At 69.9% G+C, this 24,108-nt stretch carries 23 protein-coding genes; 10 read left to right on the top strand and 13 right to left on the bottom strand.

All coding sequences use genetic code 11. The annotated features are described in order from the left end of the window. Positions 1–2 precede the first annotated feature (2 nt). The 4 genes from J5X75_RS32615 to J5X75_RS32600 all read right to left on the bottom strand — a co-directional run bounded on the left by J5X75_RS32615 (position 3) and on the right by J5X75_RS32600 (position 4,785). Positions 3–2,084 (bottom strand): molybdopterin oxidoreductase family protein, encoded by a 2,082-nt coding sequence (locus J5X75_RS32615; RefSeq protein ID WP_208471462.1) that lies wholly within the window; start codon positions 2,082–2,084, stop codon positions 3–5. Positions 2,085–2,179: 95 nt separating this feature from the next. After that, positions 2,180–2,848, bottom strand: a complete 669-nt coding sequence (locus J5X75_RS32610) for a sirohydrochlorin chelatase (protein WP_208471461.1) — start codon at positions 2,846–2,848, stop codon at positions 2,180–2,182. Between the two features lie 490 nt (positions 2,849–3,338). Beyond that, positions 3,339–4,439, bottom strand: a complete 1,101-nt coding sequence (locus tag J5X75_RS32605; RefSeq protein ID WP_208471460.1) for a uroporphyrinogen-III synthase — start codon at positions 4,437–4,439, stop codon at positions 3,339–3,341. Between the two features lie 127 nt (positions 4,440–4,566). Continuing rightward, positions 4,567–4,785 carry a hypothetical protein gene (locus tag J5X75_RS32600; RefSeq protein WP_208471459.1) on the bottom strand — a complete coding sequence of 73 codons (219 nt, stop codon included), beginning with the start codon at positions 4,783–4,785 and terminating at the stop codon, positions 4,567–4,569. Positions 4,786–5,074: 289 nt separating this feature from the next. Between J5X75_RS32600 and J5X75_RS32595 the strand changes: the two genes are divergently transcribed. Then, positions 5,075–5,704 carry a trimeric intracellular cation channel family protein gene (locus J5X75_RS32595; protein ID WP_208471458.1) on the top strand — a complete coding sequence of 210 codons (630 nt, stop codon included), beginning with the start codon at positions 5,075–5,077 and terminating at the stop codon, positions 5,702–5,704. 145 nt (positions 5,705–5,849) lie between these two features. Here the strand turns inward: J5X75_RS32595 and J5X75_RS32590 are convergent, their stop codons facing one another. The 4 genes from J5X75_RS32590 to J5X75_RS32575 all read right to left on the bottom strand — a co-directional run bounded on the left by J5X75_RS32590 (position 5,850) and on the right by J5X75_RS32575 (position 9,878). After that, positions 5,850–6,110, bottom strand: a complete 261-nt coding sequence (locus J5X75_RS32590; RefSeq protein ID WP_208471457.1) for a hypothetical protein — start codon at positions 6,108–6,110, stop codon at positions 5,850–5,852. Between the two features lie 282 nt (positions 6,111–6,392). After that, on the bottom strand, positions 6,393–6,716 hold the full coding sequence (locus J5X75_RS32585) for a hypothetical protein (protein ID WP_208471456.1): 324 nt from the start codon (positions 6,714–6,716) through the stop codon (positions 6,393–6,395). A 70-nt stretch (positions 6,717–6,786) separates the two neighbouring features. Further along, positions 6,787–7,023: a hypothetical protein gene (locus J5X75_RS32580; RefSeq protein WP_208471455.1), complete on the bottom strand. Its 237-nt coding sequence runs from the start codon at positions 7,021–7,023 to the stop codon at positions 6,787–6,789. A gap of 89 nt (positions 7,024–7,112) precedes the next feature. Continuing rightward, positions 7,113–9,878, bottom strand: a complete 2,766-nt coding sequence (locus tag J5X75_RS32575) for an ATP-binding protein (protein WP_208471454.1) — start codon at positions 9,876–9,878, stop codon at positions 7,113–7,115. 75 nt (positions 9,879–9,953) lie between these two features. On the opposite strand from J5X75_RS32575, the gene J5X75_RS32570 reads away from it, so the two are divergent. Continuing rightward, positions 9,954–10,301 (top strand): hypothetical protein, encoded by a 348-nt coding sequence (locus J5X75_RS32570; RefSeq protein WP_208471453.1) that lies wholly within the window; start codon positions 9,954–9,956, stop codon positions 10,299–10,301. 1 nt (position 10,302) lies between these two features. Then, positions 10,303–11,664: a radical SAM/SPASM domain-containing protein gene (locus J5X75_RS32565; protein ID WP_208471452.1), complete on the top strand. Its 1,362-nt coding sequence runs from the start codon at positions 10,303–10,305 to the stop codon at positions 11,662–11,664. Positions 11,665–11,691: 27 nt separating this feature from the next. On the opposite strand, the gene J5X75_RS32560 is transcribed toward J5X75_RS32565, so the two are convergent. The 3 genes from J5X75_RS32560 to J5X75_RS32550 all read right to left on the bottom strand — a co-directional run bounded on the left by J5X75_RS32560 (position 11,692) and on the right by J5X75_RS32550 (position 14,238). Then, on the bottom strand, positions 11,692–11,949 hold the full coding sequence (locus J5X75_RS32560; RefSeq protein ID WP_208471451.1) for a hypothetical protein: 258 nt from the start codon (positions 11,947–11,949) through the stop codon (positions 11,692–11,694). A gap of 111 nt (positions 11,950–12,060) precedes the next feature. Continuing rightward, positions 12,061–13,065 (bottom strand): 2-hydroxyacid dehydrogenase, encoded by a 1,005-nt coding sequence (locus tag J5X75_RS32555; protein ID WP_208471450.1) that lies wholly within the window; start codon positions 13,063–13,065, stop codon positions 12,061–12,063. Positions 13,066–13,326: 261 nt separating this feature from the next. Continuing rightward, a complete protein-coding gene (locus tag J5X75_RS32550; protein WP_208471449.1) occupies positions 13,327–14,238 on the bottom strand; it encodes an AurF N-oxygenase family protein in 912 nt (303 codons plus the stop codon). Positions 14,239–14,393: 155 nt separating this feature from the next. Between J5X75_RS32550 and J5X75_RS32545 the strand changes: the two genes are divergently transcribed. Genes J5X75_RS32545 through J5X75_RS32525 form a run of 5 tightly spaced genes read left to right on the top strand, consistent with a single transcriptional unit; the run spans position 14,394 to position 18,606 of the window. After that, a complete protein-coding gene (locus tag J5X75_RS32545) occupies positions 14,394–15,113 on the top strand; it encodes a TetR/AcrR family transcriptional regulator (protein WP_208471448.1) in 720 nt (239 codons plus the stop codon). Further along, positions 15,110–15,433, top strand: a complete 324-nt coding sequence (locus J5X75_RS32540) for a DUF4873 domain-containing protein (RefSeq protein WP_208471447.1) — start codon at positions 15,110–15,112, stop codon at positions 15,431–15,433. Before J5X75_RS32545 ends, J5X75_RS32540 begins: the two co-directional genes overlap by 4 nt. Then, a complete protein-coding gene (locus J5X75_RS32535) occupies positions 15,423–16,895 on the top strand; it encodes a flavin-containing monooxygenase (protein ID WP_208471446.1) in 1,473 nt (490 codons plus the stop codon). The genes J5X75_RS32540 and J5X75_RS32535 overlap by 11 nt, the downstream gene beginning before the upstream one ends. Then, positions 16,892–17,770, top strand: coding sequence for an SDR family NAD(P)-dependent oxidoreductase (locus J5X75_RS32530; protein ID WP_208471445.1), 879 nt, complete (start codon positions 16,892–16,894; stop codon positions 17,768–17,770). The genes J5X75_RS32535 and J5X75_RS32530 overlap by 4 nt, the downstream gene beginning before the upstream one ends. Then, positions 17,767–18,606, top strand: coding sequence for an alpha/beta fold hydrolase (locus tag J5X75_RS32525; protein ID WP_208471444.1), 840 nt, complete (start codon positions 17,767–17,769; stop codon positions 18,604–18,606). The genes J5X75_RS32530 and J5X75_RS32525 overlap by 4 nt, the downstream gene beginning before the upstream one ends. A 514-nt stretch (positions 18,607–19,120) precedes the next feature. Here the strand turns inward: J5X75_RS32525 and J5X75_RS32520 are convergent. Beyond that, complete coding sequence (locus J5X75_RS32520; protein ID WP_208471443.1) at positions 19,121–20,071, bottom strand: hypothetical protein; 951 nt, start codon at positions 20,069–20,071, stop codon at positions 19,121–19,123. 118 nt (positions 20,072–20,189) lie between these two features. Between J5X75_RS32520 and J5X75_RS32515 the strand changes: the two genes are divergently transcribed. Beyond that, a complete protein-coding gene (locus J5X75_RS32515) occupies positions 20,190–20,480 on the top strand; it encodes a hypothetical protein (protein ID WP_208471442.1) in 291 nt (96 codons plus the stop codon). Between the two features lie 1,121 nt (positions 20,481–21,601). Here J5X75_RS32515 and J5X75_RS32510 read toward each other — a convergent pair. After that, complete coding sequence (locus J5X75_RS32510; RefSeq protein ID WP_208471441.1) at positions 21,602–22,801, bottom strand: citrate synthase 2; 1,200 nt, start codon at positions 22,799–22,801, stop codon at positions 21,602–21,604. A 67-nt stretch (positions 22,802–22,868) separates the two neighbouring features. On the opposite strand from J5X75_RS32510, the gene J5X75_RS32505 reads away from it, so the two are divergent. Further along, entirely contained in the window at positions 22,869–24,050 is a 1,182-nt protein-coding gene (locus J5X75_RS32505; protein ID WP_208471440.1) for a citrate synthase family protein, read from the top strand. Positions 24,051–24,108: the final 58 nt, after the last annotated feature.

Raw genomic sequence — 24,108 nt, 5'->3', positions numbered from 1 at the left:
CGTCAGGAACTCCCTTCTTCGGCTTTGCAAAGAGCGATCGCGCACACCTTGAAAGCGGGCATCTTGGAATGGGGATCCAGTGCCGGGTTGGTCAAGAGGTTGGCTCCGGGCCAGTGGAACGGCGCGAACACCGTGTCCGGGCGGATGCCGTCGCTGAGGCGGGCCCGCAACGTCGCGGCGCCCCGGCGGCTGCGCAGTTCGACCATGTCGCCGTCGGCGATGCCGTGCCGGCGGGCCAGGTCGGGGTGGATCTCGGCGCGCGGTTCGGGCAGTGCCACGTTGAGCGCCCGTACCCGCCGGGTCTGGGTGCCGCTCTGGTACTGCTGCATGTTGCGGCCGGTCGTCAACACGTACGGGAAGGCATCGTCGGGAACCTCGGCCGGATCGCGGTGATCGACCCGCACGAACCTGGCCCGGCCGGAGGCCGTCGGAAAGCCGTCGGCGAAAAGCCGGCGCGTGCCCGGATGCCGCTCGTCCGGGCACGGCCAGAACACGCCCTGCTCGGCCTCGATGCGCTCGTAGCTGATGCCGGCGTAGTCGGCGATCCCGCCGGCGCTCGCCCGGCGCAGCTCCTCGAACACCGCCTCCGGCTCGTCGGTGAAGAACTCGCCGCGGCCCAGCAGGCCGGCCAGCTCGGTCAGCACCGTGAGGTCGCTCTTCACCATCGGCGGCGGAGGCAGCGCCATCTTCCGCCGGATCACCCGACCTTCGAGGTTGGTCATGGTGCCCTCCTCCTCCGCCCACTGGGCGGTCGGAAGGACCACGTCGGCGAGCTGCGCGGTCTCCGACGGGAAGATGTCGGAGACGACGAGGAAGTCGGTCATGTTGAGTTGATTCACGACATGACTGCTGTGCGGGGCCGACACGACGATGTTGCTCGCCAGGATCCAGAGCACCCGGACGCCGCCGTCATTTCCCAGAGCATCGATCATTTCGTACGCGGAACGGCCCGGCTGTGGCAGCTCGTCGGGATCGATGCCCCAGACCCCGGCCACGTGGGCGCGCGCCGCGGGATCGTCGAGCCGGCGGTAACCGGGCAGCTGATCGGCCTTCTGCCCGTGCTCGCGGCCGCCCTGCCCGTTGCCCTGGCCGGTGATCGTGCCGTACCCGGAGAACGGCCGGCCGACCAGGCCCAGCGCGAGCGCCAGGTTGAGCCAGGCCTGCGCGGTGTCCGTACCGTTGCTGTGCTGCTCGGCGCCCCGCGCGGTGAGGATCATGCTTGGGCCCTCGGTGGCGAGCAGCCGCACCGCCTCGCGCAGCTGCGCCTCCGGGACGCCGGTCATCCGCTCGACCCGTTCCGGCCAGTACGCGTTGGTCGCCGTCCGGACCGCCGCGAACCCCTCGGTCCGCTCGGCGATGAACGCCTCGTCGACCCAGCCCTCGCGGATCGCGATGTGCAGCATCCCGTTCGCCAGCGCCAGATCGGTGCCGGGCAGCGGCGCCAGGTGCATGTGCGCGCCGTTGGCCGTGTTGGTGCGGCGCGGGTCGATCACGATGTGCTTGGCGCCGTTGGCCCGTCCCGTGTCCAGGTACTGCATCGACGGCGGCATCGCGTCGGCCGGGTTCGCGCCGACCAGCATCACCGTCTTCGCCTCGGCCACGTCGGCGAGCGGGAACGGCAGGCCACGGTCGATCCCGAGGGACCGGTTGGCCGCCGTCGCCGCACTCGACATGCAGAACCGGCCGTTGTAGTCGATCGCCGACGACCGCAGCGCCACGCGGACGAACTTGCCGAGGGCGTACGCCTTCTCGTTGGTCAGCCCGCCACCGCCGAAACATCCGACGCTGTCCGGTCCGAACCGCTCCTGGCTGTCCCGGATCGCGGTCACGATCCGGTCGTACGCCTCCTCCCAGGACGCCTCCCGCAGGGGAGACTCCCGGTTGCCGGGCTCCTTGCGGACCAGCGGCGTCAGCAGCCGGTCCGTGTGGTCCAGCAGGTCCGCCGCGGTGAAGCCCTTGGCGCACAGGCCGCCCCGGTTGACCGGGAACTCGGCCGGCTCAAGCCGCACCCGAGGGATCTCGGGCGTCAGCGTCATCCCGCACTGCAGAGCGCAGTAGGGGCAATGCGTCTGGGTCGCCGTCACACCGATGATGTTCGGGGCCCGCCGTTAACCCTTACGACGCCTCACGGTGACGCTGTTGTTCAGGATTCCCTACAACCGCCTCGCCACAGTTGTGACTACAAACGGCTACCCACCGTTGTGAGGCGCATGGCATCAAACCGACGCAATACCAGGTCGGCGACCGCCGGGTCGTGACACAGCGGCGGGGTCACCCAATCGGCGCCGGCCTGATGCAGGGTGCGGTAGAACAGGCCCTCGGCCAGCAGATACGCCGCCACGGCGATCCTCCGGGCACCCTCCGCCCGCAACGTCGCCACCACGTCGGCGACACGCGGGCCGCCGCCGGAGGTGTAGCCGAGCTCGACCCGCCCGGGCAGTTGGGCGGCCACCTCACGGACTCCCGCCACCCACAGCGGGTCGGAGGAGCCGGCGCCGGCCAGCACGATCGCGTCCGCCGCGGCCGGAATGTTACGGCGCAGGCTCTCGGTGAACACCGGATCCGGGCCCAGCGGCGCCGACACCGGGAAGTGGGTGCCGGCGACGGCTTCGGCGATGTCCACCCGCACGTGGTAGCCGCACGACAGCAGCAACGGCACCACGACCGCGTCCTCGCAGGTGGGGACGATGTCGGCGACCTTCGGCTCCTGCACGTCGACGTAGCAGAGGCGGACGTCCAGGCCGGGGCGGCGGCGGGCCACGGCGGCGGCCAGATCCTGGATCTGGCGGATGCCGGCGGGCGAGCGGGTGCCGTGCGCCACGGCGATCAGGGTGGTGGACTCACTCACGGGACATCTCCTCGTTCATCGGCCCGCTTCCCGCGCCTGACGGCGCGTTCACGGATTGCGGTGCGTGATCAGGTGCGGCCTGGCATCGGTGCCGGGCACGCGATTCATTTCCGGTACGGCCGGAGCGTCCCTGGTCGTCCAGTAACCGATCCGGGTGCGGGCCATCGATCGGCCGCGCGCCCACTTGATCGCGGTGGGCGTGCGGCCGATCGTGTCGTCGACCTCGGGTTTCCTAGTGGCCCGGCATGGACATCGGGCTCATCGGGATCCGGCCTCGTCGCCGGGGTTGAGCTGACCGGACGGGCCCCGGCTGGTCATCGGGCTGTCACGTCCGGCACTCGGCACTACTCGACGTCTTACTCGTGTTGTTCGTCTTGATGAGTTGACGACTTGCTCGACTTGCTCGACTTGCTCGACTTGCTCGACTTGCTCGACTTGCTCGACTTGCTCGACTTGCTTGAGTTGACGTATCGACGGGTTGATCGGGTGGTCAGGCCGCCTCGTCGACGCGAAGACGGTAACCACGCTTGATCACCGTCTCGATGTGCTTGCCCGAGCCGAGCGCCGCCCGCAATCGCGCCACCGCCACATCGACCGCATGTCCGTCGTTGCCGCGGGGTAGCGCCGCGGCCAGCTGATCCTTCGACACCACGGCGCCGGGCTTACGAGCCAGCGCCGACAGGATCGCCATCGCCGCCGGAGCCAGCGCGTGCGGAACTCCGTCGATGAGGACGGCGTGTCCGCGTACCTCAAGGGTTGATCCGGCGACCGGAAGCCGGACCGCGCGCCGCGGCAGCTCGTCGGTGACCGTCTTGATCAGCGCCCCCAGCCGGTAGCGCTCGGGCATCACCACCGGAACCCCGCGCTCGATCAGCGGCGCGGCCGTGACCGGGCCGACGCAGGCCGCCAGGGTGCGGCAGCCGAACGCCTGCTCGACGTCGGCGCCGGCCTCCTCGGCGACCTGCAGGAACGCCTTGACCGCCGGAGCGCTGGTGAACGTCACCGCGTCGACCTGCCCGGCCGCGACCTGCTCGGCCAGCCGTCGCACCGGGGCCGTGTCGGAGGGCATCGCCCACCGGTAGACCGGCACCTCGACGACGGCCGCACCGGCCGCACGCAGCGCGTTGACGAACTCGGTCTGCGGCTCGCCGTGCTCCTGCACGACGATCCGCTTGCCGGCCACACCTTCGCTGAGCAGCCGTTCGAGCACCTCCTCGGAGGCTTCGGTCTTCGCCGCCCACTCCTCGGTGAGGCCGGCCGCGCGGATGGCCCCGCACGGTTTCGGCCCGCGGGCGAGGATCCGGGCCTGGCCCAGCACCTCGCGGAGCCGCTCGGCGAGCCCCCAGCCCTCGGCCGCCTCCAGCCAGCCGCGGAACCCGAAGCCGGTGGTGGCCACCACCAGGTGCGGTTCCAGGCCGATGCAGGCCGCCGTCGCCGCGTGCAGTGCCTCGTCGTCGATCAGTGGAATGATGGTGATCGCGGGTGCGCTGATCACCCGTGCCCCACGCCGCTCCAGCAGCGCGGCCATCTCACTCCGGCGTCGTTCCGCGGTCACCGCCACGGTGAAGCCGGCCAGTGCGCCCTCGATCATCCGGTCCCCATCCTGTGCCGCCGTCCGGTGCAAGAGTCCTAAGGCCTGGTTTCGGGACCGGCAAGTGAATGTTTCCGCGAGAATAACGGCCACTCACTTGGCCACTGAGAACCGTGTGACTAGTTGATCATGAGTCCGTGACATCGTCCGGGCGATCGAAGAGCGACCCCTGCGCCCCGAGGATCCGCCGCACCTCCGCGATCAGGTGGAACGCCGCGATCCGCCCGTCCAGCAGCCCGATCCGGTAGTCGGCGCCCACCTCGGGATCCTCGGCGACCTGCGGGTCCCGGTACCCGGCCGCGCCGTCCACCCGCCCGGCGTTGTAGGCGACCAGAGCGTCGTCCATCGTTTCCTCTCTCCGGCGTCGCCGCGTGATTCCGTCGTGCTGCCACCCGCGCGCCACGGTTTCCCGCGCGCGGCGCCGCGACAATCTCGCACACCGTGGGAGATCGGCCCACCGTCCGACCGTCCGGTTCGGCCGGACCGTCGGGCGCGCCGGCCGGTACGGCCGCCGGTGGTACACCGGCAACCTCGCCGAAACCGTTCCGCACCCGGTGGGATCTACGTCACCGCAGCTCAGAACGGTTACGGCGAGCAATTTCAAGATCACGGACCGAATCTCGTACGCTGCCGTCATGTCGCCGGACACCGCCATCTACGTGCTCGAACTCGTCGGCCTGTTCGCCTTCGCGACATCCGGGGCGCTGATGGCGATCCGCAGCGATTTCGACGTGGTCGGCATCGTGGTGCTCGCCGAGACGACGGCTCTGGGCGGCGGCGTCCTGCGTGACGTCATCATCGGCGCCCATCCCCCGGCCGCCTTCCGGGATCCGCTCTATCTGGTCATCCCGCTGGTCGCCGCGGCCGTCACCTTCTTCTTCCACCCACAGGTCGCCCGGCTCGGCATCGCCGTGCTGATCTTCGACGCCGGTGGCCTCGGCCTCTACACCGTGACCGGCACGGTGAAGGCTCTCGACGCCGGCCTCGGCATGCTCCAGGCCGTCATCCTCGGCGTCACCACGGCGGTCGGCGGCGGGGTGCTCCGTGACGTGCTGGCCCGCCAGACGCCGGAGCTCTTCCAAACCAAGAGCGAGTTGTACGCCGTGCCGTCCGCGATCGGGGCGATCATCGTGGCCGTCGCCTACCAGAGCGGATGGCTGCTGCCGGCGGCCGCGGCCGGAGCGGCCGTGTTCGTCTCCAGCTTCCGCCTGCTCGCCCTGTGGCGGGGCTGGCGCGCGCCGGGCGCCTGGGCGGTCCGCCGGTGAGCATGCCCGGTGACGGCGCAGAGGTCGGTCAGCGATCCCCGTACCACCTCGTACCGGCCGTCGGACGGCGGCGCGAGGCGGGCATGTTGAGCGGGGTGGCCGGACATCAGGCCCGGCCACCCCGCACACAACTACCGCTCGGCTATCACACCCAGGCGTAGAGCACCCAGGGCGAAGAGCCTCTCCAGAACTCGTACATGCACGTCATCGAACTGTAGCGATCCTTTGCCATCTGGTAGGCCAAATTGCAGAACTGGTAGTCCGGGTGGACACTGAGTTCCACCCAGCGACTGGCGGTAATGGCCGACGATTCGGGAACAGCCATCGCCGGTCCGGCCGTGAATGCCATGGACGCCGCAAGAACGAGTCCGGCCACGATCCTTCTGGTCAGCTTCCGATGATTCATTGGTTCTCCTCATTTTGCAGTGATGAATGTCGAAACGGACGGATGATCGCGGTTTGCCCTACCGCCATCCGGCTACGGCGCTCGCCGTCGCATCCGGCCTCGACCGGACGGCCGGTGCGGAGGAACCCGGCACTGCCACAGCAGCAGTCCCGCCACCGCGGCGCCGATTGACGCACAGCACCTGAAGGGTCTGATTCTCATGGCACTCCTCGAGTGGTGACGGCAACGTTCGCAACCCGTCCCGATCGCGGCCGGGATCGGTGATCGACCACCTGCCTTCCCCTAATAGGTCAGCCACTGGTCGTAGCCGAGACCGTCGAACCTCGCTGGACAGACGACGCCCTTGGCAAGCCCCAGGGCGACCCGCCGGAACCCGTCGAACAGGCACTGCGTGTGATTTTCGTAAGTCGTCCAGTAGAACCAGCCCGGCCCGGGATTGGTCGAGTTCGGCCCGATAACGCCGCTCCATTCCGCGGCTGAATGGCTCACACGGGCGGTGACGTCCGCCGGCCGCGCCTGAGCACTGCCGGCGGCGGCCACCGCGCCGACGGCGAAGGCGGCTGCCACAGCGATGTTGCGAATTCGCCGGATTGTTGCGTTGTTCATTGATTCCTCCCAGTTGAGAAAGCGCTGTCGTCGACGATTTCCGGTCGCTTTCTTGATCGACAGAGTTGGATCACCGGTGCGCGGCGGCGCGCAGTGCCCAGCGCATGCGGTGCACTGCGGCCTCAGGGTGGTCGCCGAATTCCGTCGCCATGGCGGCCGCGCATTGGCGGACACCGCCGTGCCGCCGGACCGTCGTGGCGACCGTGGCGTCGAGCTGGGCACGGCTGAGCAGCATGCCGGTCGGCACGGTTGACGCGAAAAGGGCCTCGGCGCGGGCCGTGACCAGCCATCGATGGTGGGTTCGCATGACGCCCTCCGGCTTCCGACGTTGGTTCGTTTGCCATATGAGCGTCGGCCCGCAGGGGGTGTCGCGTCGTCCGGGTAGGTACCCCGAAGTTAGCTGTCGAGGGCGTCGCGGAGCGCGTCGCGGCCGGCGATCGCGAGCTTGCGGAACGCCGCGTTGAGGTGCGATTCCACGGTTTTGACCGTCAAGTACAGTTCGTCGGCGATCTGCCGGTTCGACAGCCCCTGGGCGGCCAGCTCGGCGGCCTTGCGCTGCATGGCGGTCAGGGCTTCCGCCCCGGTGGTACGGGCACGGCGTACCCGCCCGCCGGCCAGTCGCAGTTCCTGCGTGACCTGTTCCCGAAGGCGGGTGAGGCCCATCCGGTCGGCCAGATCGAGGGCAGAGCTCAGCTCGGCACGGGCCTCCACCAGCCGGGAACAGCGGCGCAGTGCCGCACCGTGTCCGGCCTTCACGCGGGCCAGGACCGGTAGCCGGGCCGTGACGGCACAGACCTCGGCGGCCTCCGCGTGCAAGGCGAGCGCTTCCCGTGCGGGGAGGAACCGCGCTCGCCGGCGCAGGGCGAGCGCCAATCTGAACGGCGGCCCGTGCAGTCGGCGTACGGCGAGTTCCCGCTCGGCCTCGGCTCGGGCGAGAACCGGCTGGTCCAGGGCGCTGTAGGCGTGGCTGGCGACGAGGTGCGGCTCGAACAGGATCTCGGCGTCGTGGATCGGTGCGTCCGGTTCGGCGGCGTGGCCGGCTTCCGCCAGCAGGGCCAGCGCCGCGGCCGGCCGACCGGACAACAGCTCGCCGAGTGCGGCGAAGGTACCGTGCCCGCGCGGGCCCCGAAGCAGCAGCGAGCCGGCTTCGGGGTAGGCGCCCCGGTCCAGGGCGATGCACCCGCGGGCGTAGTGACCCATGCTGGTGTACACGGCGAGGTGGTGGCGCTCGGCGAAGTCGTCCGCCCCGGCGAGCAGCGCGGTCGCCTCCTCGAACCGGCCGCGGCGTACGGCGTTGAGGATGATGCGGTTGTTCCACTCGGCTTGCAGCTCGGGTGCCATCCCACGGAGCCGGGCGACGTGCGGCTGCAACTGCCGAAGGATCTCGTCCGCCTCATCCATCGCCTCGTCGGCTGCGAGATAGGCCGCCGCCTCCAGGGCGGCGAGCACCTCCCGGTCGGTCAGCGGCCGGTCGGTCGCCAGATCCGTGACGGCGCGGCGCAGGTGACGGACATGATCGTCGGCCGGGCTCTCGCGCGCCGCCCGGCGGTGCACCGCGGCGCAGACGAGCAGTAGCCGGTCCTCCGCCGTCCGCACCGGCAACCGGTCGAGTTCCAGCTGGACCAGCCGTTGAGGCGGATCGGCGAGCAGGCCGGTCGCGGCGTGGCCCAGCAGCAGTGCCCGCAGCCTGACCTCCTCCGGGGTGTCCCCGTACGGCTCGGCGGCGACGGCCGTACGGTGCAGAAGCACGACCGCGGCCGGGTCGTCGAGAGCGAACAGCACCTCCAGCAGTTCCCAGATCGCCGCGACGGCCAGGGCCCGGGGCGCTGACTCGACCACTGTTGTGAGGTGCTCGCGAGCGGGCCGCAGGTCGCCGACGGCCCGCTCGGCCCTGGCCAGTTCCAGCAGTACGACCGGGCGCAGCTCGGCGGGTGGCGGTTCGGCCAGGGCACGTCTGAGCAGGCGGTGGGCCACGACGGCAGAGCCCACCTGGAGGTCGTTGCATGCCTCGCTCAGCAGGAGCCGGCACACCTGCGCGGAAGCGGTCGGCGGCGCTTCCAGCAGATGCTGCACGAGGTGGCGCACCGGGGCGCCGGCGGCGCGCAGAACATCGACGGCGCGGGCGTGCAGGGCGGCGATCACGCCCGGCTCGGCGGTGTGCTCCACAGCGGCGCGGACCAGCGGATGCGGAAAGACGACCGGTTCGGCGGACGCCAGAATCGCCGCCGCGACCAGCCGGGCGGCCTCGTAGCCGGCGGCGTCGCGAGTCAGCCCGGCGACGTCGGCGGTGTGTTCGAGCGCCGCCTCGTCGCCGAGGGTGGCCGCCGCGTAGGCGAGCCGGGTGCCGTCGGTGCCGAGTTCGGCCAGCCGTACCCGTACCGTCCGAGCCAGCGAGGCCGGGCCGTCGCTCTCGATCTGACCGCTCGCCGTGCAGTCCGGGGCGGCTCCCGCGGCCAGCAGCGGGCGGATCATCTCCCGCAGATAGAAGGCGTTGCCGCCGCTGGCGTCAGCGCATACCCGGGTGAGAGCGGGATCGGGTTCCTGCCGGAAGGCCGCACGCAAGACGGCGTGCACCCCGCACTCGGTCAGCGGCGTCAAGCGGAGCACGGTGGACGACTCGCTGATGGCCAATCGGGCCAGCAGCGGTTGCGCAACGCGGCTCGCCCCGGGGCGGGCGGCGATCATCAGCATGATCGGCTCGTCGCGGAGATCCTCGGCGAGGTCGGCGAGTACCCGCAGCGAGTCCGGGTCGGCCCAGTGCGCGTCGTCGACGGCGACGAGCAGCGGGGAGTCGGCTGAGCGTGCTGCCAGCAGCGCCTGACACCCATAGTCGACGCCGGGCACGAGGGGCGCGCCGGGGACGAACAGTGGCTGCGCGAAAGCGCCGGCGCCGCGCAGCCGGTCGGGGCCGCCGAGGCCGTCGACCAGGGGACCCAACAGTCGGCGCATCAGGTCGAAGGGAGTGGCGGCCTCGAGATGGCAGGCGCGCACCGACAGCACCCGGACACCGCTCGAGGTGGCTTGATCGAGCGCGGCCGCCACGACGGCGGTCTTGCCCTGTCCGGCTACGGCTTCGACGAGCAGCACACTGCCGTGGCCGCGAGCACAGTCGGCGAGGTGATCCGCGATGGCGGCGAGCTCGCGGTCTCGCTCGAACAGCATCGAGATCGAAAAGCCAGTCATACGAGACTTTACGTGCTTAAGTACGAGATATCCGAAACAGCAAAGGAGCACTCGATGGGTACGGAGGACGGAACCGACAGCGGGTCCATCTTGATTCACCTTACCGGTGAACAGGTCAGCCAACTGCCTGACGGCGTCCGGCACGCCGTCAGCGACCTCGCCGCCCAACTGAGGGAGATCGGCTCCGTCACCCCGGCCGAGGAGGCGGGAAGCCCGGCCGACATCCGCGCGCAGGTGGAACAGGTGCTGGCAGAGAACCGGGCCGACGAACTACTCCGGGCGGGTGTCGCACTGGAACGCGTCGGCTGGTGGGTCACGTGCCCCGGGGTGATCAACCCGATTCTGAAGGACGCTTCGGTCATCGTGCTCGACGGGGAGCACATCGTGCTGCCGCAGGCCTGACGTGCGCGAGTCCCGATTCAACATCTGGGTGGCCGACGGTCCCGTCCATCACGTCTACAACGGCGTGTCCGGGGCGACGGTGCGCGTCCCGGCGGACCAGCGGAAGCCGATCGCCGACTTCCTCGCCGGCGACGATCAGGCACCCATCGACGGCGTGCTGGTGCGGACGCTCGCCGACCGACGAATGATCGTCGCGGACGACGCGGACGAGATCGCACTGCTGCGCCGGCGGTACGCCGAGACCCGGCGAAACCACGGCCGGTTCCACCTCACCGTGGTCACCAGTCTGGGCTGCAACTTCAGCTGTCCGTACTGCTTCGAGGCCAAACACCCGTCCCTCATGGATGAGCCGGTTCAGGACAGACTCCTCCAGGTCATCGATCAGAAGCTGACCACTGCCGGTGAGTTGTCGGTGCTCTGGTACGGCGGCGAGCCGCTCGTGGGCCGGGACGCGCTGCTGCGCCTCTCCGACGGATTCCGCGGCCGTGCCGCCACCGTCGGCGCCCGCTATCACGCTGCCATCGTGACGAACGGATACCTGCTCACACCGGAGGTCGCCGCACAGCTGCGCGCCCACGACGTGACAGCGGCGCACATCACCCTGGACGGGCCTTCCGAGATACATGATCGCCGCCGCCCGCTCACCGGAGGCCGGGGCACGTTCGACGTCGTGCTGGCGAACATCGTCTCCGCTGCGGACGTGCTGCCGATATCGATCCGGGTCAACCTGGACACCGGGAACGCCGACGCATACGAGGAACTCCTGGCGCGGCTGGCCGGAGCGGGTCTGGCCGGCCGAGTCACCGTCGGTCCTGCACAGGTGGTGACTCCTGCCGCCGACCCGGCCGCGCCCAGCGCCGGTTACCGCACCTCCTGCCTGGGCCGGGCGGCATTCGCGGCCATCGAGCGGGAGTTCTTCGCGGCGGCGCAGCGGTTCGGCTTCGACATGCCGGGACTGCCGGGTCCGGTCGGGGCGCCCTGTACCGCGGTACGCGACAACGAACTGGTCGTCGGCTCCCGGGGCGAGCTCTACAAGTGCACCGAGACCGTCGGCAATCCGGCCGAGGTCGTGGGGAACCTGCTCACCTGGCCGAGGGCCGGTGACCGCTTGTTGCGCTGGCTCACCTATGAACCGTTCGACGACGAGGAGTGCCGGTCATGCCCGGCACTGCCGGTGTGCATGGGCGGCTGCGCGTATCACGCCATGGACCCACGCCTGAGGGATTCCCGTTGTTCGACGTTCCGGTACACCTATCGGGAACAGGTCTCAGCGATGGTGGGCCGCACGGCCTCGAAGGAATCCGGCTGCGGCCCTGGTCGTGCGCACGGTCACGACGTCTCCGGATGCGATATCTCGAGGTAGAGCCACTGGTTACTCGCGTCCCGGCCGCTACCGGACCGGCCCGGAATCAGCATGGGCGTGGGCGCAGCGCATCACCATGAGGATCTCGCGGGCCAGTTGGGGGCCGGTCAGGTCGCGGACGCGGTCGTCCAGGTCCAGGCCCAGCAGTTGTCCGGCGGAACCGACGGTGACGCTGATCGAACCGTCCCGGTTCTTCGCCCGCCCGGCCGGCTCCACCGTGCGGTCCGTGCACGCGGTCGCCGTACCGAGCCACAGGTTTTGCCAGCCGCTGCCGAGTTCACTCATGGAACCCACCTCCCCCGATCTCCACCAGCAACGATATTGATCAACTAGGGCCGCTGAGGTGGGCGGAGGTCCCCTTCCCGCGGGCCTTCCGGCCCGCTTGCGCCGAAAACGTCAGCAGACGAGCGCGTCGGGTGCGATGGCGGCGGTGGAGCCGTCCCGGGCGTACGCGGTCAGGCTCGCCACCGTGCTCGCAGCGATGTTGCGCAGCGCGTCCTCGGTGAAGAACGCCTGGTGGCCGGTGATGAGCACGTTCGGGAAGGTGACCAGGCGGCTGAACAGGTCGTCGCCGGGCATCTCGTCGGAGAGGTCCTCGAAGAAGAGATCCGCCTCCTCCTCGTAGACGTCGAGGCCGAGATGTCCGATGCGGCCGGTCCTCAGCGCCCGCAACACGGCGGCCGTGTCGATCAGCGCGCCCCGGCTCGTGTTGATCAACATGACGCCGTCGCGCATCTGCGCGATCCGTCGCTCGTCGATCAGGTGGTAGGTCTCGGGCGTGAGCGGACAGTGCAACGTGACGATGTCCGACTCGGCGAGCAGCGTCTCGAGCGGCACGTACCGGGCGCCGGCCGCGATCGCCTCGTCGCCCGGATACGGGTCGTAGGCCAGCACCCGGCACCCGAATCCGGCCATGATCCGGACGAAGCGGACGCCGATCTTCCCGGTGCCGATCACCCCGACGGTACGGCCGTGCAGGTCGAAGCCGAGCAGGCCGTTGAGTGCGAAGTTGTGTTCACGCACCCGGTTGTAGGCGCGATGGATCCGGCGGTTGAGGGCGAGCACCAGGCCTGCGCAGTGTTCGGCCACCGCGTACGGTGAATAGCCCGGCACCCGGGTGACCGTGAGGCCCTGCTTGCGCGCCGCCGTCAGGTCGACGTGGTTGTAGCCGGCCGAGCGCAACGCGACCAGCCGGACCCCGATGGCGGCGAGCCGCTCCAGCACCGGCGCGCTCAGCTCGTCGTTGACGAACGCGCACACCGCATCGCACCCGCCGGCGAGGGAGGCCGTGTCCGGTGACAGCCGCGGTTCCAGGAAGACCAGCTCGTGGCCGGCCTCCAGATTGGCCTCGGTCAGGAAGCGCTTGTCGTAGGGCTTGGCGCTGAACACGGCGACACGCATGCCTCCACATTAGGGGCAGCCGGTGATCCGGCCGGCCCCCGCGAATCACCACCGGCATCACCAGACGGCGCCCCGTCCGGCGCGCAGGTCGCCTGGGCGGGATCGGCCGCGGCCGAGCCGGGCGCCACCGCACCTTCGCGGGACCGGCCGTCTTCGGAGTCACACATTCGCGTGGCCACGGGACGGAGCGACGAAAGAGCTACCCGCGCACCGTACGCGGAAGAAGCTCGCGGTGAACGAGGGTCAGCCCTCCCCGCATCGCTACGCGCGCACCGTACGCGGAAGAAGCCCCGAAGCGTGCCAGAGCGCCGTGCCCGGACCACCGATCAGGTCGAGATCGGACAGGAAGGCGACCACCCGCTCCCCCGCCCACCGCATCGTCTCGCGGAAGTGCGGGTTGGCGCGTGCGGCCCGCCGGCCCTCCTCCGGGTCGAGGCCGACCGCCTGGTAGACACGCGGGTCGACGAGCCGTGTCCCGGTCAGGTAGGCCGCCCGGCCGATGACCAGTTTGTCGAAGGCGAGGCGGCCGCGGCCGGCGGACCGGATCTGGCGGGCCAGTTCCTCGCGGGCGTACCGGACGTGCCGGGCCTCCTCCACGACGTGGATGCGGGAGACCATCCGGACCAGCGGCTGCACGTTCTCGTCGTTCATCGCCTCGCGTTGCAGGGTGTCCAGGATCTCCTCGGCGATGAGGATGGCGGCGTACATGCGGGGGCCGACTCCGGTGTGGGCGATCCACTTGCCGAGCCACTGGTTGACGCCGGTGGGCTGGTAAAGGGGGGTTCCCAGGCGGGCGATCATGCGACCGAACATCACCGAGTGGCGGCACTCGTCGCCGATCTCGGTGAGCGCGTACTGGGCGTGCGGCGCGGTCGGGTCCTGTTTGAAGTACTCGCGGATGAGCAACTGCATGAGGATCGTCTCGAACCAGACGCCGAGTCCCGCGATGCTGGCGACCTCGTGCCTGGTCAGCTCGATGCGCTGGTCCTCGGTCATGCCTTCCCACAGCGGGGTGCCGTAGAGGCTGGAGCGATGCGGGGGCACGAAATACTTGCCGGGTACGAGCGGCGCCTCCCAGTCGATCTCCACCTCGGGGTCGTACGAGTGCTCGGCTGAGGAGCGGAGCAGCCGGGTGGCGGTGCGGTCACGATCGGGCGGAGTCACTGTGGTCATGCCGTCCTCCGTGTTGACTGAACGCGTTGACTGAACGCGTTGACCGGGCGTGTTGACTGGGCGTGTTGACTGGGCGTGTTGACTGACTCGACTTGATCAATTCGATCGCCTCAACGCACTTGACGTTACCGGCGGTAACAGTTACTTCTAGTACTATGAACTCGGTCACTCCGCCAGTCAATCCCGGCTCGACGGGCGGCTCAACAGGCGCCCATCGAGGCGACGGTCGTCGCGGCCGCTGGGACGGTCATCGTGAACAGCGCCGGGCGGAGCTGACCACCGCCGCCATCGAAGCGATCCGGATGCACGGTCCCGACGTCGGCATGGAGGCCATCGCCGCCCACGCCGGCGTCAGCAAGCCGGTCCTCTACCGCTACTTCGCCGACAAGTCGGAGCTGTGGCTGGCCGTCGGACAGCAGGCCGGCGCCATGGTCCTGGAGGCGATCGTCCCGGCGGTCGCGGCGGTCCGCGAGGAACGGGCGATCGTGGGCGCCGCGATCGACGTCTATCTGGCGCACATCGAGGCGGACCTCAACCTGTACCGGTTCGTCGTGCATCAGCCGGACATCGCCCGGCATCGCGACGTGGTCGCCGACGTGATGGACACCGTGGCCAGCGGCCTGGCCCGGATCTTCGGCGACCGGCTGCGCGCCCGCGGCCTCGACTCCGGCGCCGCGCTGCCCTGGGCCTACGGGGTGGTCGGCTACGTGCAGGCGGTCGGCGACTGGTGGTTGCGCCAGCAGCAGCCGATCAGCCGGGAGGCGCTCAGCGATTACCTGACGACGTTCCTCTGGGGAGGCATCGCCGGCATCCGCCGGGCCGCCGACATCCCCGGCGGGCTCGCCGCACACGGAGGGTGGGCCGGAGACCAGTGAGCACCGCCGAGGAGGAGTACCGCGGACCGGCCACGTTACGCATCGACGACCACGGCACGGTCGCGGTCGAGGTGCGCATGTCGGCCCACTTCGAGCCGGTGGAGGGCCGGTTTCGCTGGGCCGGGCGCACCGGACCGGACGATCTGTTGCGCGAACGGGTCAGCGGTGGCCTGCGGACGGCGACGATCATCGTTCCCGGCTCGCCCGAGACGACGGTGAAGTTGAGTGATCCGGATCCCTGGGGCGGCGTCCGCATCTCCGGCACCGGCACTCCACCGTGGTTCGCGCCGCACCCGAGAAAGGCACAGGATGCCCACTGAGCAGCACTTCGACGTCCTGATCATCGGCGCGGGCCTGTCCGGCATCGGCGCCGCCTGGCGGCTGCAACGGCAGCGTCCGCACGACACCTACGCCATCCTCGAGGCGCGCGGCGCGATCGGCGGCACCTGGGACCTGTTCCGCTACCCGGGCGTCCGCTCCGACTCGGACATGTACACGCTCAGCTACCCGTTCCGCCCGTGGCGAGAACCCGAGTCACTCGCCTCCGGCGACAAGATCCGCCAGTACATCGAGGACACCGCCGAGGAGGCCGGCATCACCCGGCACATCCGGTTCGGCGCCCGCGTGGTGCGTGCCGAGTGGTCCACCGCGGACGCCCGCTGGACCGTGCACATCGCCGATGGGACCGCCCTGACCTGCGGCTTTCTCTACGGATGCGCCGGCTATTACCGCTACGACGAGGGCTACCAGCCGGACTTCCCGGGCCTCGGCGATTACACCGGGAAGCTCGTGCACCCACAGTTCTGGCCACCGGATCTCGATTACCGGGGCAAGCGTGTCGCGGTCATCGGCAGCGGCGCGACCGCCGTCACGCTGGTTCCGGCCATGGCCGCCGACGCGGCGCACGTCACGATGGTGCAGCGCTCTCCCACGTACGTCACTCCCCTGCCGAACCGGGACGTGATCGCCGACCTGGCCCGTCGCCTGCTGCCGCCGAAGGCGGCCAACGGCGTGGCACGCGCCAAGAACATCCTGCTCACGCAAGGCTTCTACCAACTCGCGAGGCGGCGGCCCAAGCTCGTGCGACGCGCGCTGCGGCGCGTCGCCATCCACTTCCTCCAGAATCCGGGGTACGTGGATGAGCACTTCAAACCGCACTACGACCCGTGGGACCAGCGCCTGTGCGTGATCCCGGCCGGTGACCTCTACCAGTCGATCACGAGTGGCCGTGCCTCGGTGGTGACCGACCACATCGAGACGTTCGTTCCCGAGGGCATCCGGCTCAAGTCGGGAACGGTTGTCGATGCCGACGTCGTCGTCTCGGCCACCGGGCTGTCCCTTCTGCCGGTCGGCGGGATCGCGCTCTCCGTCGACGGTGACCCGGTCGAGATCGGCGGGACGGCCGCCTACCGCGGGCTGATGCTCGGCGGGGTGCCGAACTTCGCCTACTGCATCGGCTACGTCAACGCGTCCTGGACCCTGCGCGCCGACCTGTCCCATCGCTACCTGCTGAAACTGCTCGACCACATGGAACGGCACGGCTACGCCAGCGCGACCCCGACCGCCCCAACCGGGACCGGGCGCCCGCTGCTCGATCTCTCGTCCGGATACGTGCAGCGCGCCCTCGACAAGTTCCCGCGCCAGGGAAACCGCGATCCGTGGCTGGTCCGGCAGAACTATCTGCGTGACGTCGTCACCACCCCGCGTGCCGACGTCACCCGCGACATGGTCTTCACCCGTCGCCCCGCACCCGTCCGTCGCTCCGAAGAGGTGGTTACATGACCCGACTCCCCGAGTACCGGTTCGCCGGGCGCACCGCCGTGCTCACCGGCGCGGCCAGCGGCATCGGCGAACAACTCGCCTACGGCCTGGCGTTCCGCGGCAGCGACCTGGTCCTGATCGACGTCGACGAGGACCGGCTCAACCCGGTGGCCGAGCGGATCCGGAGCGCCCATCCCGCTCTCCAGGTGGAAACGATCGTCGCTGACCTCTCCGACCGGGCAGCGGTCGAATCGGTGGCGAAGCGCGTGCTCACCGAACATCCGGCGATCGGCCTGCTGGTCAACAATGCCGGGATCGCGCTCGGCGGGCGCTTCGACCAGGTGTCGGTCGAGCAGTTCGAGAAGGTCATGAACGTCAACTTCCGGGCGCCGATGCTTCTCATCCACGCATTGATTCCCGCATTGACTGCCACACCGGGTGGACATCTCGTCAACGTGTCCAGTCTGTTCGGATTGATCGCGCCGCCGGGACAGGCCGCCTACAGCGCCAGCAAGTTCGCACTGCGCGGACTGAGTGAGTCGCTGCGCGGCGAGCTCGCCGACAACGGGGTGGGCGTCACGACGGTCCACCCCGGGGGCATCCGGACCAGGATCGCGGAGTCGGCGCTGGTCGGCTCACACGTACCGGAAGAAGAGATCGAACCCCACCGCAAAGTCTTCGCCGCGCTGCTCAGCTATCCCGCCGACAAGGCCGCGGAGCAGATCCTGCGGGCCGTCGCGAAGCGAAAGGCCCGGTTGCTGATCGCCTCCAGCGCCAAGGCGCCGGACCTGCTGGCCCGGCTTCTGCCGGTCGGTCACGCGCGGATCGTGCGCGCGCTGACCGCGGCGTCGGTGTCCCGCGGCGCACGCCCGGCGAGAGCGGTGGTCCGGCGATGAGACATCTGGACGTACGCGGAAGCCGGATTCGTTTTCACGAGAGCGGGGATCCGGCCGCTCCCCCGGTCGTCCTGCTGCACGGCATCGGCCGCAGTCTGGAGGACTGGGCGATGCAGCATCCGCTGCTCGACGGTGACTACCGGGTGATCAGTCTGGACATGCCCGGCTTCGGCCTGTCGCAACGAATGCCGTTGCCGACAACGCTCGGCGTGCTCGCCGACGGCGTATGGGCCACCCTCGACGAACTCGGCGAGAACCGTCCCGTACATCTGATGGGCAACTCGCTCGGCGGCGCCGTGTCGATGACCATGCTGGCCGGCGCGCCCGAGCGGGTGTCGACGCTGACCCTGGTGAACAGCGCCGGGTTCGGCAAGGAGGTGACCGTCGCGCTGCGCATGCTCGCCGTACCCGGGCTGGGCCGGCAGATGCTGCGCCGCATCGACCGGCTCACCGCTCCGCGGATGGAACGGATGATCTTCGCGGACCGCACGCTGGTCACCCCCGAGCGCATCGAGATGGCCATCCGGATCGCCCGGCAGCCGGACTTCGCCGCCGTCTACCTGGAGATCGCCAAGGAACTCGGTGGTCTCCGCGGTGTCGCCGCGGCGTGGCGTGCCGAGCTGCTGCCACGCGTCGCCGGTCACGCCAAGCCCACGATGATCGTCTGGGGCGACCGCGACCTGATCCTGCCGAGTGCCCACCTGGCCGCCGCGCGGGCGGCGTTCCCGCACGCGCAGTCGCACATGTTCGCGAAAACCGGCCACATGCCGCAGATCGAACGGCCGGAGGAGTTCGCCGGCCTGGTCCGCCCGATGCTGGCGAAGGTGGCCGTCTGACGCGCCCTTCCCCGACAGGCGAACGTGATCCGGGCGGCGTCAAGGGGGCGCCGCCCGGATCGCGCCATCCCTTCCGCCACCGCGATCCCGCCACCGGTCCACGACCGTGAACCCGTCCCCGTCCGCCGCCGTTACCCGGTCACGGTCCGCAGTCGTGATCCAGCCACCGGTCCACGACCGTGAACCCGTCACCGTCCGCCACCGTTACCTGATCACGGTCCGCAGTCGTAATCCCGCCACCGGTCCGCCACTGTGACCCCATCACCGTCCGCCATCGTGACCCCCCACCTGTCCGTTCTCAGGCGCCGGTGCACTGTGGTCGATCTTGCTCGGCTGGCCGTGGGCGCTGTCCCGAAGCGCTCGAGACAGCACCCATGGCCAGCCGGAACCGATCGGCTGGCTCTCAGTGCTGCCTCAACGGCGCGGGGACAGCACTGAGAGCCCGCTGGACAAGATCAGCCGTTGTCCGGACAGCCTCGACGGGTGAGGCCCCCGGCCGGCCGACGCGGCCCTGCTACCCCGCGGCCCGGCGGACGGTGATCGTGATGTCGTGACGGGCGAGGTGGCTCGGCAGGGAGTCGCGGGTCTCTCCGGCGTGGAGTGTCCGCCCGGTATCCGGATCGACGATGACAGCCGTGAGCTGGAAGGTGTCGTCGCCGCCATTTTCGAGTCCTGGAGGATCGCAGGTGAAGGTCCGGCCACCACGGCAGGCGCCTCCGACGTGGTAGGAGCCGGCTCCCTGCCGCCACAAGAGCCAGATCTGGTGATCGGCGGGAAGGTCGGCGCTACCGGTGATCGACGTACCGGCGCCGACAGTGCCGCCGTCGTTTGGCTGGCTCAGCCTGATCGACGCGGTCTCCGGGGTTCCGGGGCCGGCCGGGCCGGCGAAGTCCCGCGCCTTGCCGCCGCGCGGGGCCGGTGTCGCCGGGTCGGCACTCACCAGAGAGTTCGCCGGTGTGCTGCCGCTCGACGAGGGGCGAGCCGATGAACGGCCGTTCCTGGCCCGGCCCGACCGGGTTCCGGGTGTGGCCTGATCGCCGGCCGCGGCAGAGGTTGGCGCATAGGGGGCGATCCCGGCGTGGGAGGAGCCGGCGGAGGCCTTCGCGGTGGTGGGAACCCGCATGCCGGAGGCCGGCGGTGGACGGAACTCCGCACGCTCCGGCGCAAGGCTGAACACGGAGGCGACGACCGCCCCGAGCCCGGCGGCGGCAAAGGTGACGCTCAGGGCCGGTCGTTTCCGTGCGGCCCACCCGAGGGCCGCGAGATTGACGGTCGCACTCAGCAGCCGTGATGCCGCCGAAGCGGAACGCTCCCGCACCGCTGCCAGACCTTCCGAGGCCGGAACGCCGGGCCGCGTCCGGCCCACGGCGGGGACTCCGGAGCCTGCCCCCGGGAAGGATCCGGCCTGGCCCTGGCCACCCATTCGGCTCGCGGCGATGCGTGCCGCGATCGCCTCGCTCGACATCACCTGTGTCTCAGCCAACTCGGCAAGCGTTGGCCGCCTCGCACGGACACCACCCACTACACGCGGCCGCCCACCCGAATCACCCGCCGCCGTCCGACGTGTCCCTGATCCGCTCGACGTGGACCTGTCCGTCGTCGCGCCACCCAGCGCCGAACCGGTCGCCACCGCACCGCTGACCACCGAACTGCTCGCCGCTGAACTGCTCAGCAAGGATTGGGGCGTCGTCGCACCGCTCAATGCAGGACCACTTGCCGTTGCACCGCTCAGTGCCGAACGACTTGACGGTGAGTCCTCAACAATTGGCTGGATCAATGTCGCGTCGGTCAACGTTGACAAACCCGGCGTCGAACCGATCAACGTCGACGGGATCGAAAAGCGGCTCGATGCCGAACCCTCAACAACCGGCTGAATCAACGTCGCATCCGTCAACGTCGACAAACCCGCCGCCGAACCCATCAACGTCGACGAGATCGAAGAACGACCCGATGCCGAACCCTCAACAACCGGCTGAATCAACGTCGCATCCGTCAACGTTGACGAACCAGGCGTTGAGGTGATCAGCGTTGGTGGGATCGAAGAACGGCTTGATATTGAGCTTGTTGCGGTGAACCCGCGACCTGCCGGGTCGGTTGTGGATACTGCTGGATACCCGTGTGGGTCGTCGGACGTGGATCCTCGAGGGTTGACTACCATCGAACACCTTCTGCCTGGTCGGAGGCCGCCGGTTGATTGCGGCCGGGATCTAGGCCGCCTGTCCGCGCGATCAGCCCGTGTACTGCGAGCCGAACGCCGGACCAGGAGCCCACCCCCGATCGACGGGTCAAGCAGCGAACCGCGGCCCGTGCCCAGAACGACCGGACGATCCAGTGCTCTGCGCACGTGGCCCGCCGGCCGCCCGGAAGAACCTGACCAGGCAGCCTTCCGTCGAGGCGGAAGTCCGCGATCAGGGCCTCACGGCGACCGGCAACCCGTGATCGGCGGCCGGCGGCAGAGCCGCCGGCCGGAGGACAGCGCTTGGGGACGCCGTCCGTCCCGATAACCGGGACACTCCCGACTTAGATGCGGTTGTCCGTAGTGTCGGAATTGTGGCGCTACTCTCCCTTCTGGGCACCGGCCATCCCCGCGCGCCACCTCGCTGCCCATACCACCGGTAGGCCCACCGGGCCGACGACAGCGGGCGCACGCAAGCCGGCGACGGTGGACGAGGCGCTCAGACCACAACAAGAGTCGCGGCAGTGGACCTCGAGCCGGCTCGGACCTCAACAGACGGAGACGGAAAGCCCGGATCAGCCAACACCCACAAGCAAGAGCTGCGACAGAAGACCTCCAGCCGGCCCGCACCTCGACATGCGGAGAGTCGAGACCCGCCACACTCACAGACAAAGAGTCGCAACAGAGACCCTCGAGCCGGCCCCGCACCTCAACAGACAGAGAGCCGAGACCCGCCACACTCACAGACAAAGAGTCGCAACAGAGACCCTCGAGCCGGCCCTGCACCTCAACAGACGGAGAGCCGAGACCGGCCGACGCTCACAAGCCCAAGCGGGAGTTTCGGTGGAGGGCCTCGGGCCAGCCGCGCACCTCGGTGGCCGGGCGTTCGGTGGGGCCCACGTAGTCCGCGGAAGGGCGGATGATCTTGCCCAAGCGCTTCTGTTCGAGGATGTGCGCGCTCCAGCCGGCCGTACGGGCGCAGGTGAACATGGACGTGAACATCTCGGCCGGCACTCCCGCGAAGTCCAGGATCACCGCGGCCCAGAATTCGACGTTCGTGGCCAGCACACGGTCCGGCTTGCGTTCGCGCAGCTCGGCCAGGGCCGCCAGTTCCAGGTCGCGCGCCACCTCGTAACGGGGTGCGGCGAGTTCGCGAGCGGCGTCACGCAGAAGGCGCGCCCGAGGGTCCTCGGTTCGGTAGATCGCGTGGCCGAAACCCATGAGTCGCCGGCCACTGTCCAGGATCCCGCGTACGTGGCGACGGGCGTCGGTTCCCCTCTCGACCTCCTCGATCATCTCCAGCGCCCGGGACGGCGCTCCGCCGTGCAACGGGCCGGACAGCGCCGCGACGGCCGCCGACAGACAGGCGGGGGCGTCCGCGCCGGTGCTGGCGACCACGCGGCCGGTGAACGTGGAGGCGTTCATGCCGTGTTCGGCCGCGCAGATCCAGTACCGGTCGATCGCCGCGACGTGCCGCGGGTCCGGCTCGCCCTGCCAGGCGATCATGAACCGTTCGGTGGCGGTCCGCCCAGCGTCGACGAGTCGCTGCGGCACGGCGGGAATCCGCACGTCACGCGACATGCCGAGCCGGTCGGTGGAACGGTTGTCCACAGGGGCCCGGGCCGATGTCGGCGCGGGCGGATAGGCTGCCCGGGCCGCCTGGGCCACATAGGACAGCGTGGCCGCCGATGCCCGGGCCAGGTCGTCCCGGGCCTGGTCGTCAGGAATGTCGATCAGCTGCCCCAGCTTCCACCGGGGCGCCAGCAGTGAGACCGCCGCCTGCACGTCGGCACGGATGTCACCACTGGCCGTCAGCGGCGGCAGCGGCTCCGCGACCGGAAGGCCGCGGGTGAAGTCGCCGTCGACGAGCAGGCCCCACACGTCGCCGAACGAGACCGTTCCGGCGAGTGTGGTGATGTCGACGCCGCGGTATCGCAACGCCCCGCCGTCCCGGTCGGGTTCGGCGATCTCGGTGTCGAATGCAACGACACCGGCGAGTCCTGGATTGACTGTCAACATGACGTCAATCTGTACTCGCCATGAGTTGATGTCAATGTTGATCCAGTCAATATGAGAGCCTGATGACATGAGTGCACAGCCGCTGTTGACGACCGAAGAGGTCGCCGTCCTTCTGGGTGTCAAACCCACCACCGTGTACGCCTACGTCAGCCGCGGCCTGCTGACCAGCCAGCGCAACGCCGACGGCAAGAACAGCCTGTTCGCGAAGGCCGACGTCGACGCGTTCCTGGCGAACCGCAAACGCACCACCACCCCGGGCATCCAGACCGGTATCACGCTGATCAAGGACGGATCCCTCTACTTCCGCGGACGGGACGCGACGGCGCTCGCCCGCACCGCCAGCTACGAGGCCGTCGCCGCGCTGCTCTGGACCGGTGACCTCCAGAACACCCCGTTCAAAGCCGGGGCCGAGCCGCGGGAACTGGCCGTGGCCGTGACCGCGCCCCTGCCGGCGACCGCCCGGCTCACCGACCGCCTTCGCGTCACGGTCGCCGCGGCGGCCGCCGCCGACCCGCTCCGTTTCGACATCGCGCCGGCCGCCGTCCTCGCCACCGGCCGTCAACTACTCGCCACGATGGTGTGGGCTCTGCCGTCGCGGTCCGGCGTGTTCCCGATCGAGGACACATCGTTCGCCAGGGAGCTCTGGCACCGGCTGACGCGGGAGACCCCGACCGAGCCCGGCCTGCGCGCGCTCAACGCCGCGCTGGTCCTGCTCGCCGATCACGACATCGCCGCTTCGACACTGGCCGCCCGGGTGGCCGCCTCCACCCGGGCACATCCCTATGCGGTGGTCAGCGCCGGGCTCGCCGCACTCGACGGGCCGCTGCACGGAGCGGCGAGCGCGCTGGCGTACCCCCTCTTGGCGGAAGCCGTGAGGGGCGCCGGACCGATGGCCACCCTCTCGGATCGCCATCGGTCCGGAACGCCGATCCCGGGTTTCGGGCATCCGCTGTATCCGGACGGCGATCCGCGTGCCAAGACGCTGTTCGACCTGATCGCCGACGGTCCGGTACGGGAGACCGCGCTGGAGTTGGCGGAAACCGTACGCGCGAGATCGGGGCAGGCGCCCAACATCGACCTCGCGCTCGCCGCGCTCACGCTGCATCACGGCATGCCGGCGGACGCCGGCGAGGCGATCTTCGCGGTGGCCCGGACCGCGGGCTGGCTGGCGCACGCGCTGGAGGAGTACGGGGATCGGCCGAGCCGTTTCCGGCCGACCGGCGCCTACGCCGGCCTGCCGCCCCTCTGATCCCGCGCCAGAAGGCCGCAGCGGAACCGGCTGGCCTCAGCGCCGTCTCACGCCCCGC

The organism is Actinoplanes flavus (assembly GCF_017592555.1).
Lineage (GTDB): Bacteria > Actinomycetota > Actinomycetes > Mycobacteriales > Micromonosporaceae > Actinoplanes > Actinoplanes flavus.
This window is presented reverse-complemented; position numbering and strand designations above follow the sequence as displayed.

Excerpts from the sequence above, each read along its gene's own strand:
- J5X75_RS32605 (WP_208471460.1), bottom strand. The coding sequence starts at position 4,439 with ATGATCGAGGGCGCACTGGCCGGCTTCACCGTGGCGGTGACCGCGGAA.
- J5X75_RS32600 (WP_208471459.1), bottom strand. The coding sequence starts at position 4,785 with ATGGACGACGCTCTGGTCGCCTACAACGCCGGGCGGGTGGACGGCGCG.
- J5X75_RS32595 (WP_208471458.1), top strand. The coding sequence starts at position 5,075 with ATGTCGCCGGACACCGCCATCTACGTGCTCGAACTCGTCGGCCTGTTC.
- J5X75_RS32590 (WP_208471457.1), bottom strand. The coding sequence starts at position 6,110 with ATGAATCATCGGAAGCTGACCAGAAGGATCGTGGCCGGACTCGTTCTT.
- J5X75_RS32585 (WP_208471456.1), bottom strand. The coding sequence starts at position 6,716 with ATGAACAACGCAACAATCCGGCGAATTCGCAACATCGCTGTGGCAGCC.
- J5X75_RS32580 (WP_208471455.1), bottom strand. The coding sequence starts at position 7,023 with ATGCGAACCCACCATCGATGGCTGGTCACGGCCCGCGCCGAGGCCCTT.
- J5X75_RS32575 (WP_208471454.1), bottom strand. The coding sequence starts at position 9,878 with ATGCTGTTCGAGCGAGACCGCGAGCTCGCCGCCATCGCGGATCACCTC.
- J5X75_RS32570 (WP_208471453.1), top strand. The coding sequence starts at position 9,954 with ATGGGTACGGAGGACGGAACCGACAGCGGGTCCATCTTGATTCACCTT.
- J5X75_RS32560 (WP_208471451.1), bottom strand. The coding sequence starts at position 11,949 with ATGAGTGAACTCGGCAGCGGCTGGCAAAACCTGTGGCTCGGTACGGCG.
- J5X75_RS32555 (WP_208471450.1), bottom strand. The coding sequence starts at position 13,065 with ATGCGTGTCGCCGTGTTCAGCGCCAAGCCCTACGACAAGCGCTTCCTG.
- J5X75_RS32550 (WP_208471449.1), bottom strand. The coding sequence starts at position 14,238 with ATGACCACAGTGACTCCGCCCGATCGTGACCGCACCGCCACCCGGCTG.
- J5X75_RS32545 (WP_208471448.1), top strand. The coding sequence starts at position 14,394 with ATGAACTCGGTCACTCCGCCAGTCAATCCCGGCTCGACGGGCGGCTCA.
- J5X75_RS32535 (WP_208471446.1), top strand. The coding sequence starts at position 15,423 with ATGCCCACTGAGCAGCACTTCGACGTCCTGATCATCGGCGCGGGCCTG.
- J5X75_RS32530 (WP_208471445.1), top strand. The coding sequence starts at position 16,892 with ATGACCCGACTCCCCGAGTACCGGTTCGCCGGGCGCACCGCCGTGCTC.
- J5X75_RS32525 (WP_208471444.1), top strand. The coding sequence starts at position 17,767 with ATGAGACATCTGGACGTACGCGGAAGCCGGATTCGTTTTCACGAGAGC.
- J5X75_RS32520 (WP_208471443.1), bottom strand. The coding sequence starts at position 20,071 with ATGTCGAGCGAGGCGATCGCGGCACGCATCGCCGCGAGCCGAATGGGT.
- J5X75_RS32510 (WP_208471441.1), bottom strand. The coding sequence starts at position 22,801 with ATGTTGACAGTCAATCCAGGACTCGCCGGTGTCGTTGCATTCGACACC.
- J5X75_RS32505 (WP_208471440.1), top strand. The coding sequence starts at position 22,869 with ATGAGTGCACAGCCGCTGTTGACGACCGAAGAGGTCGCCGTCCTTCTG.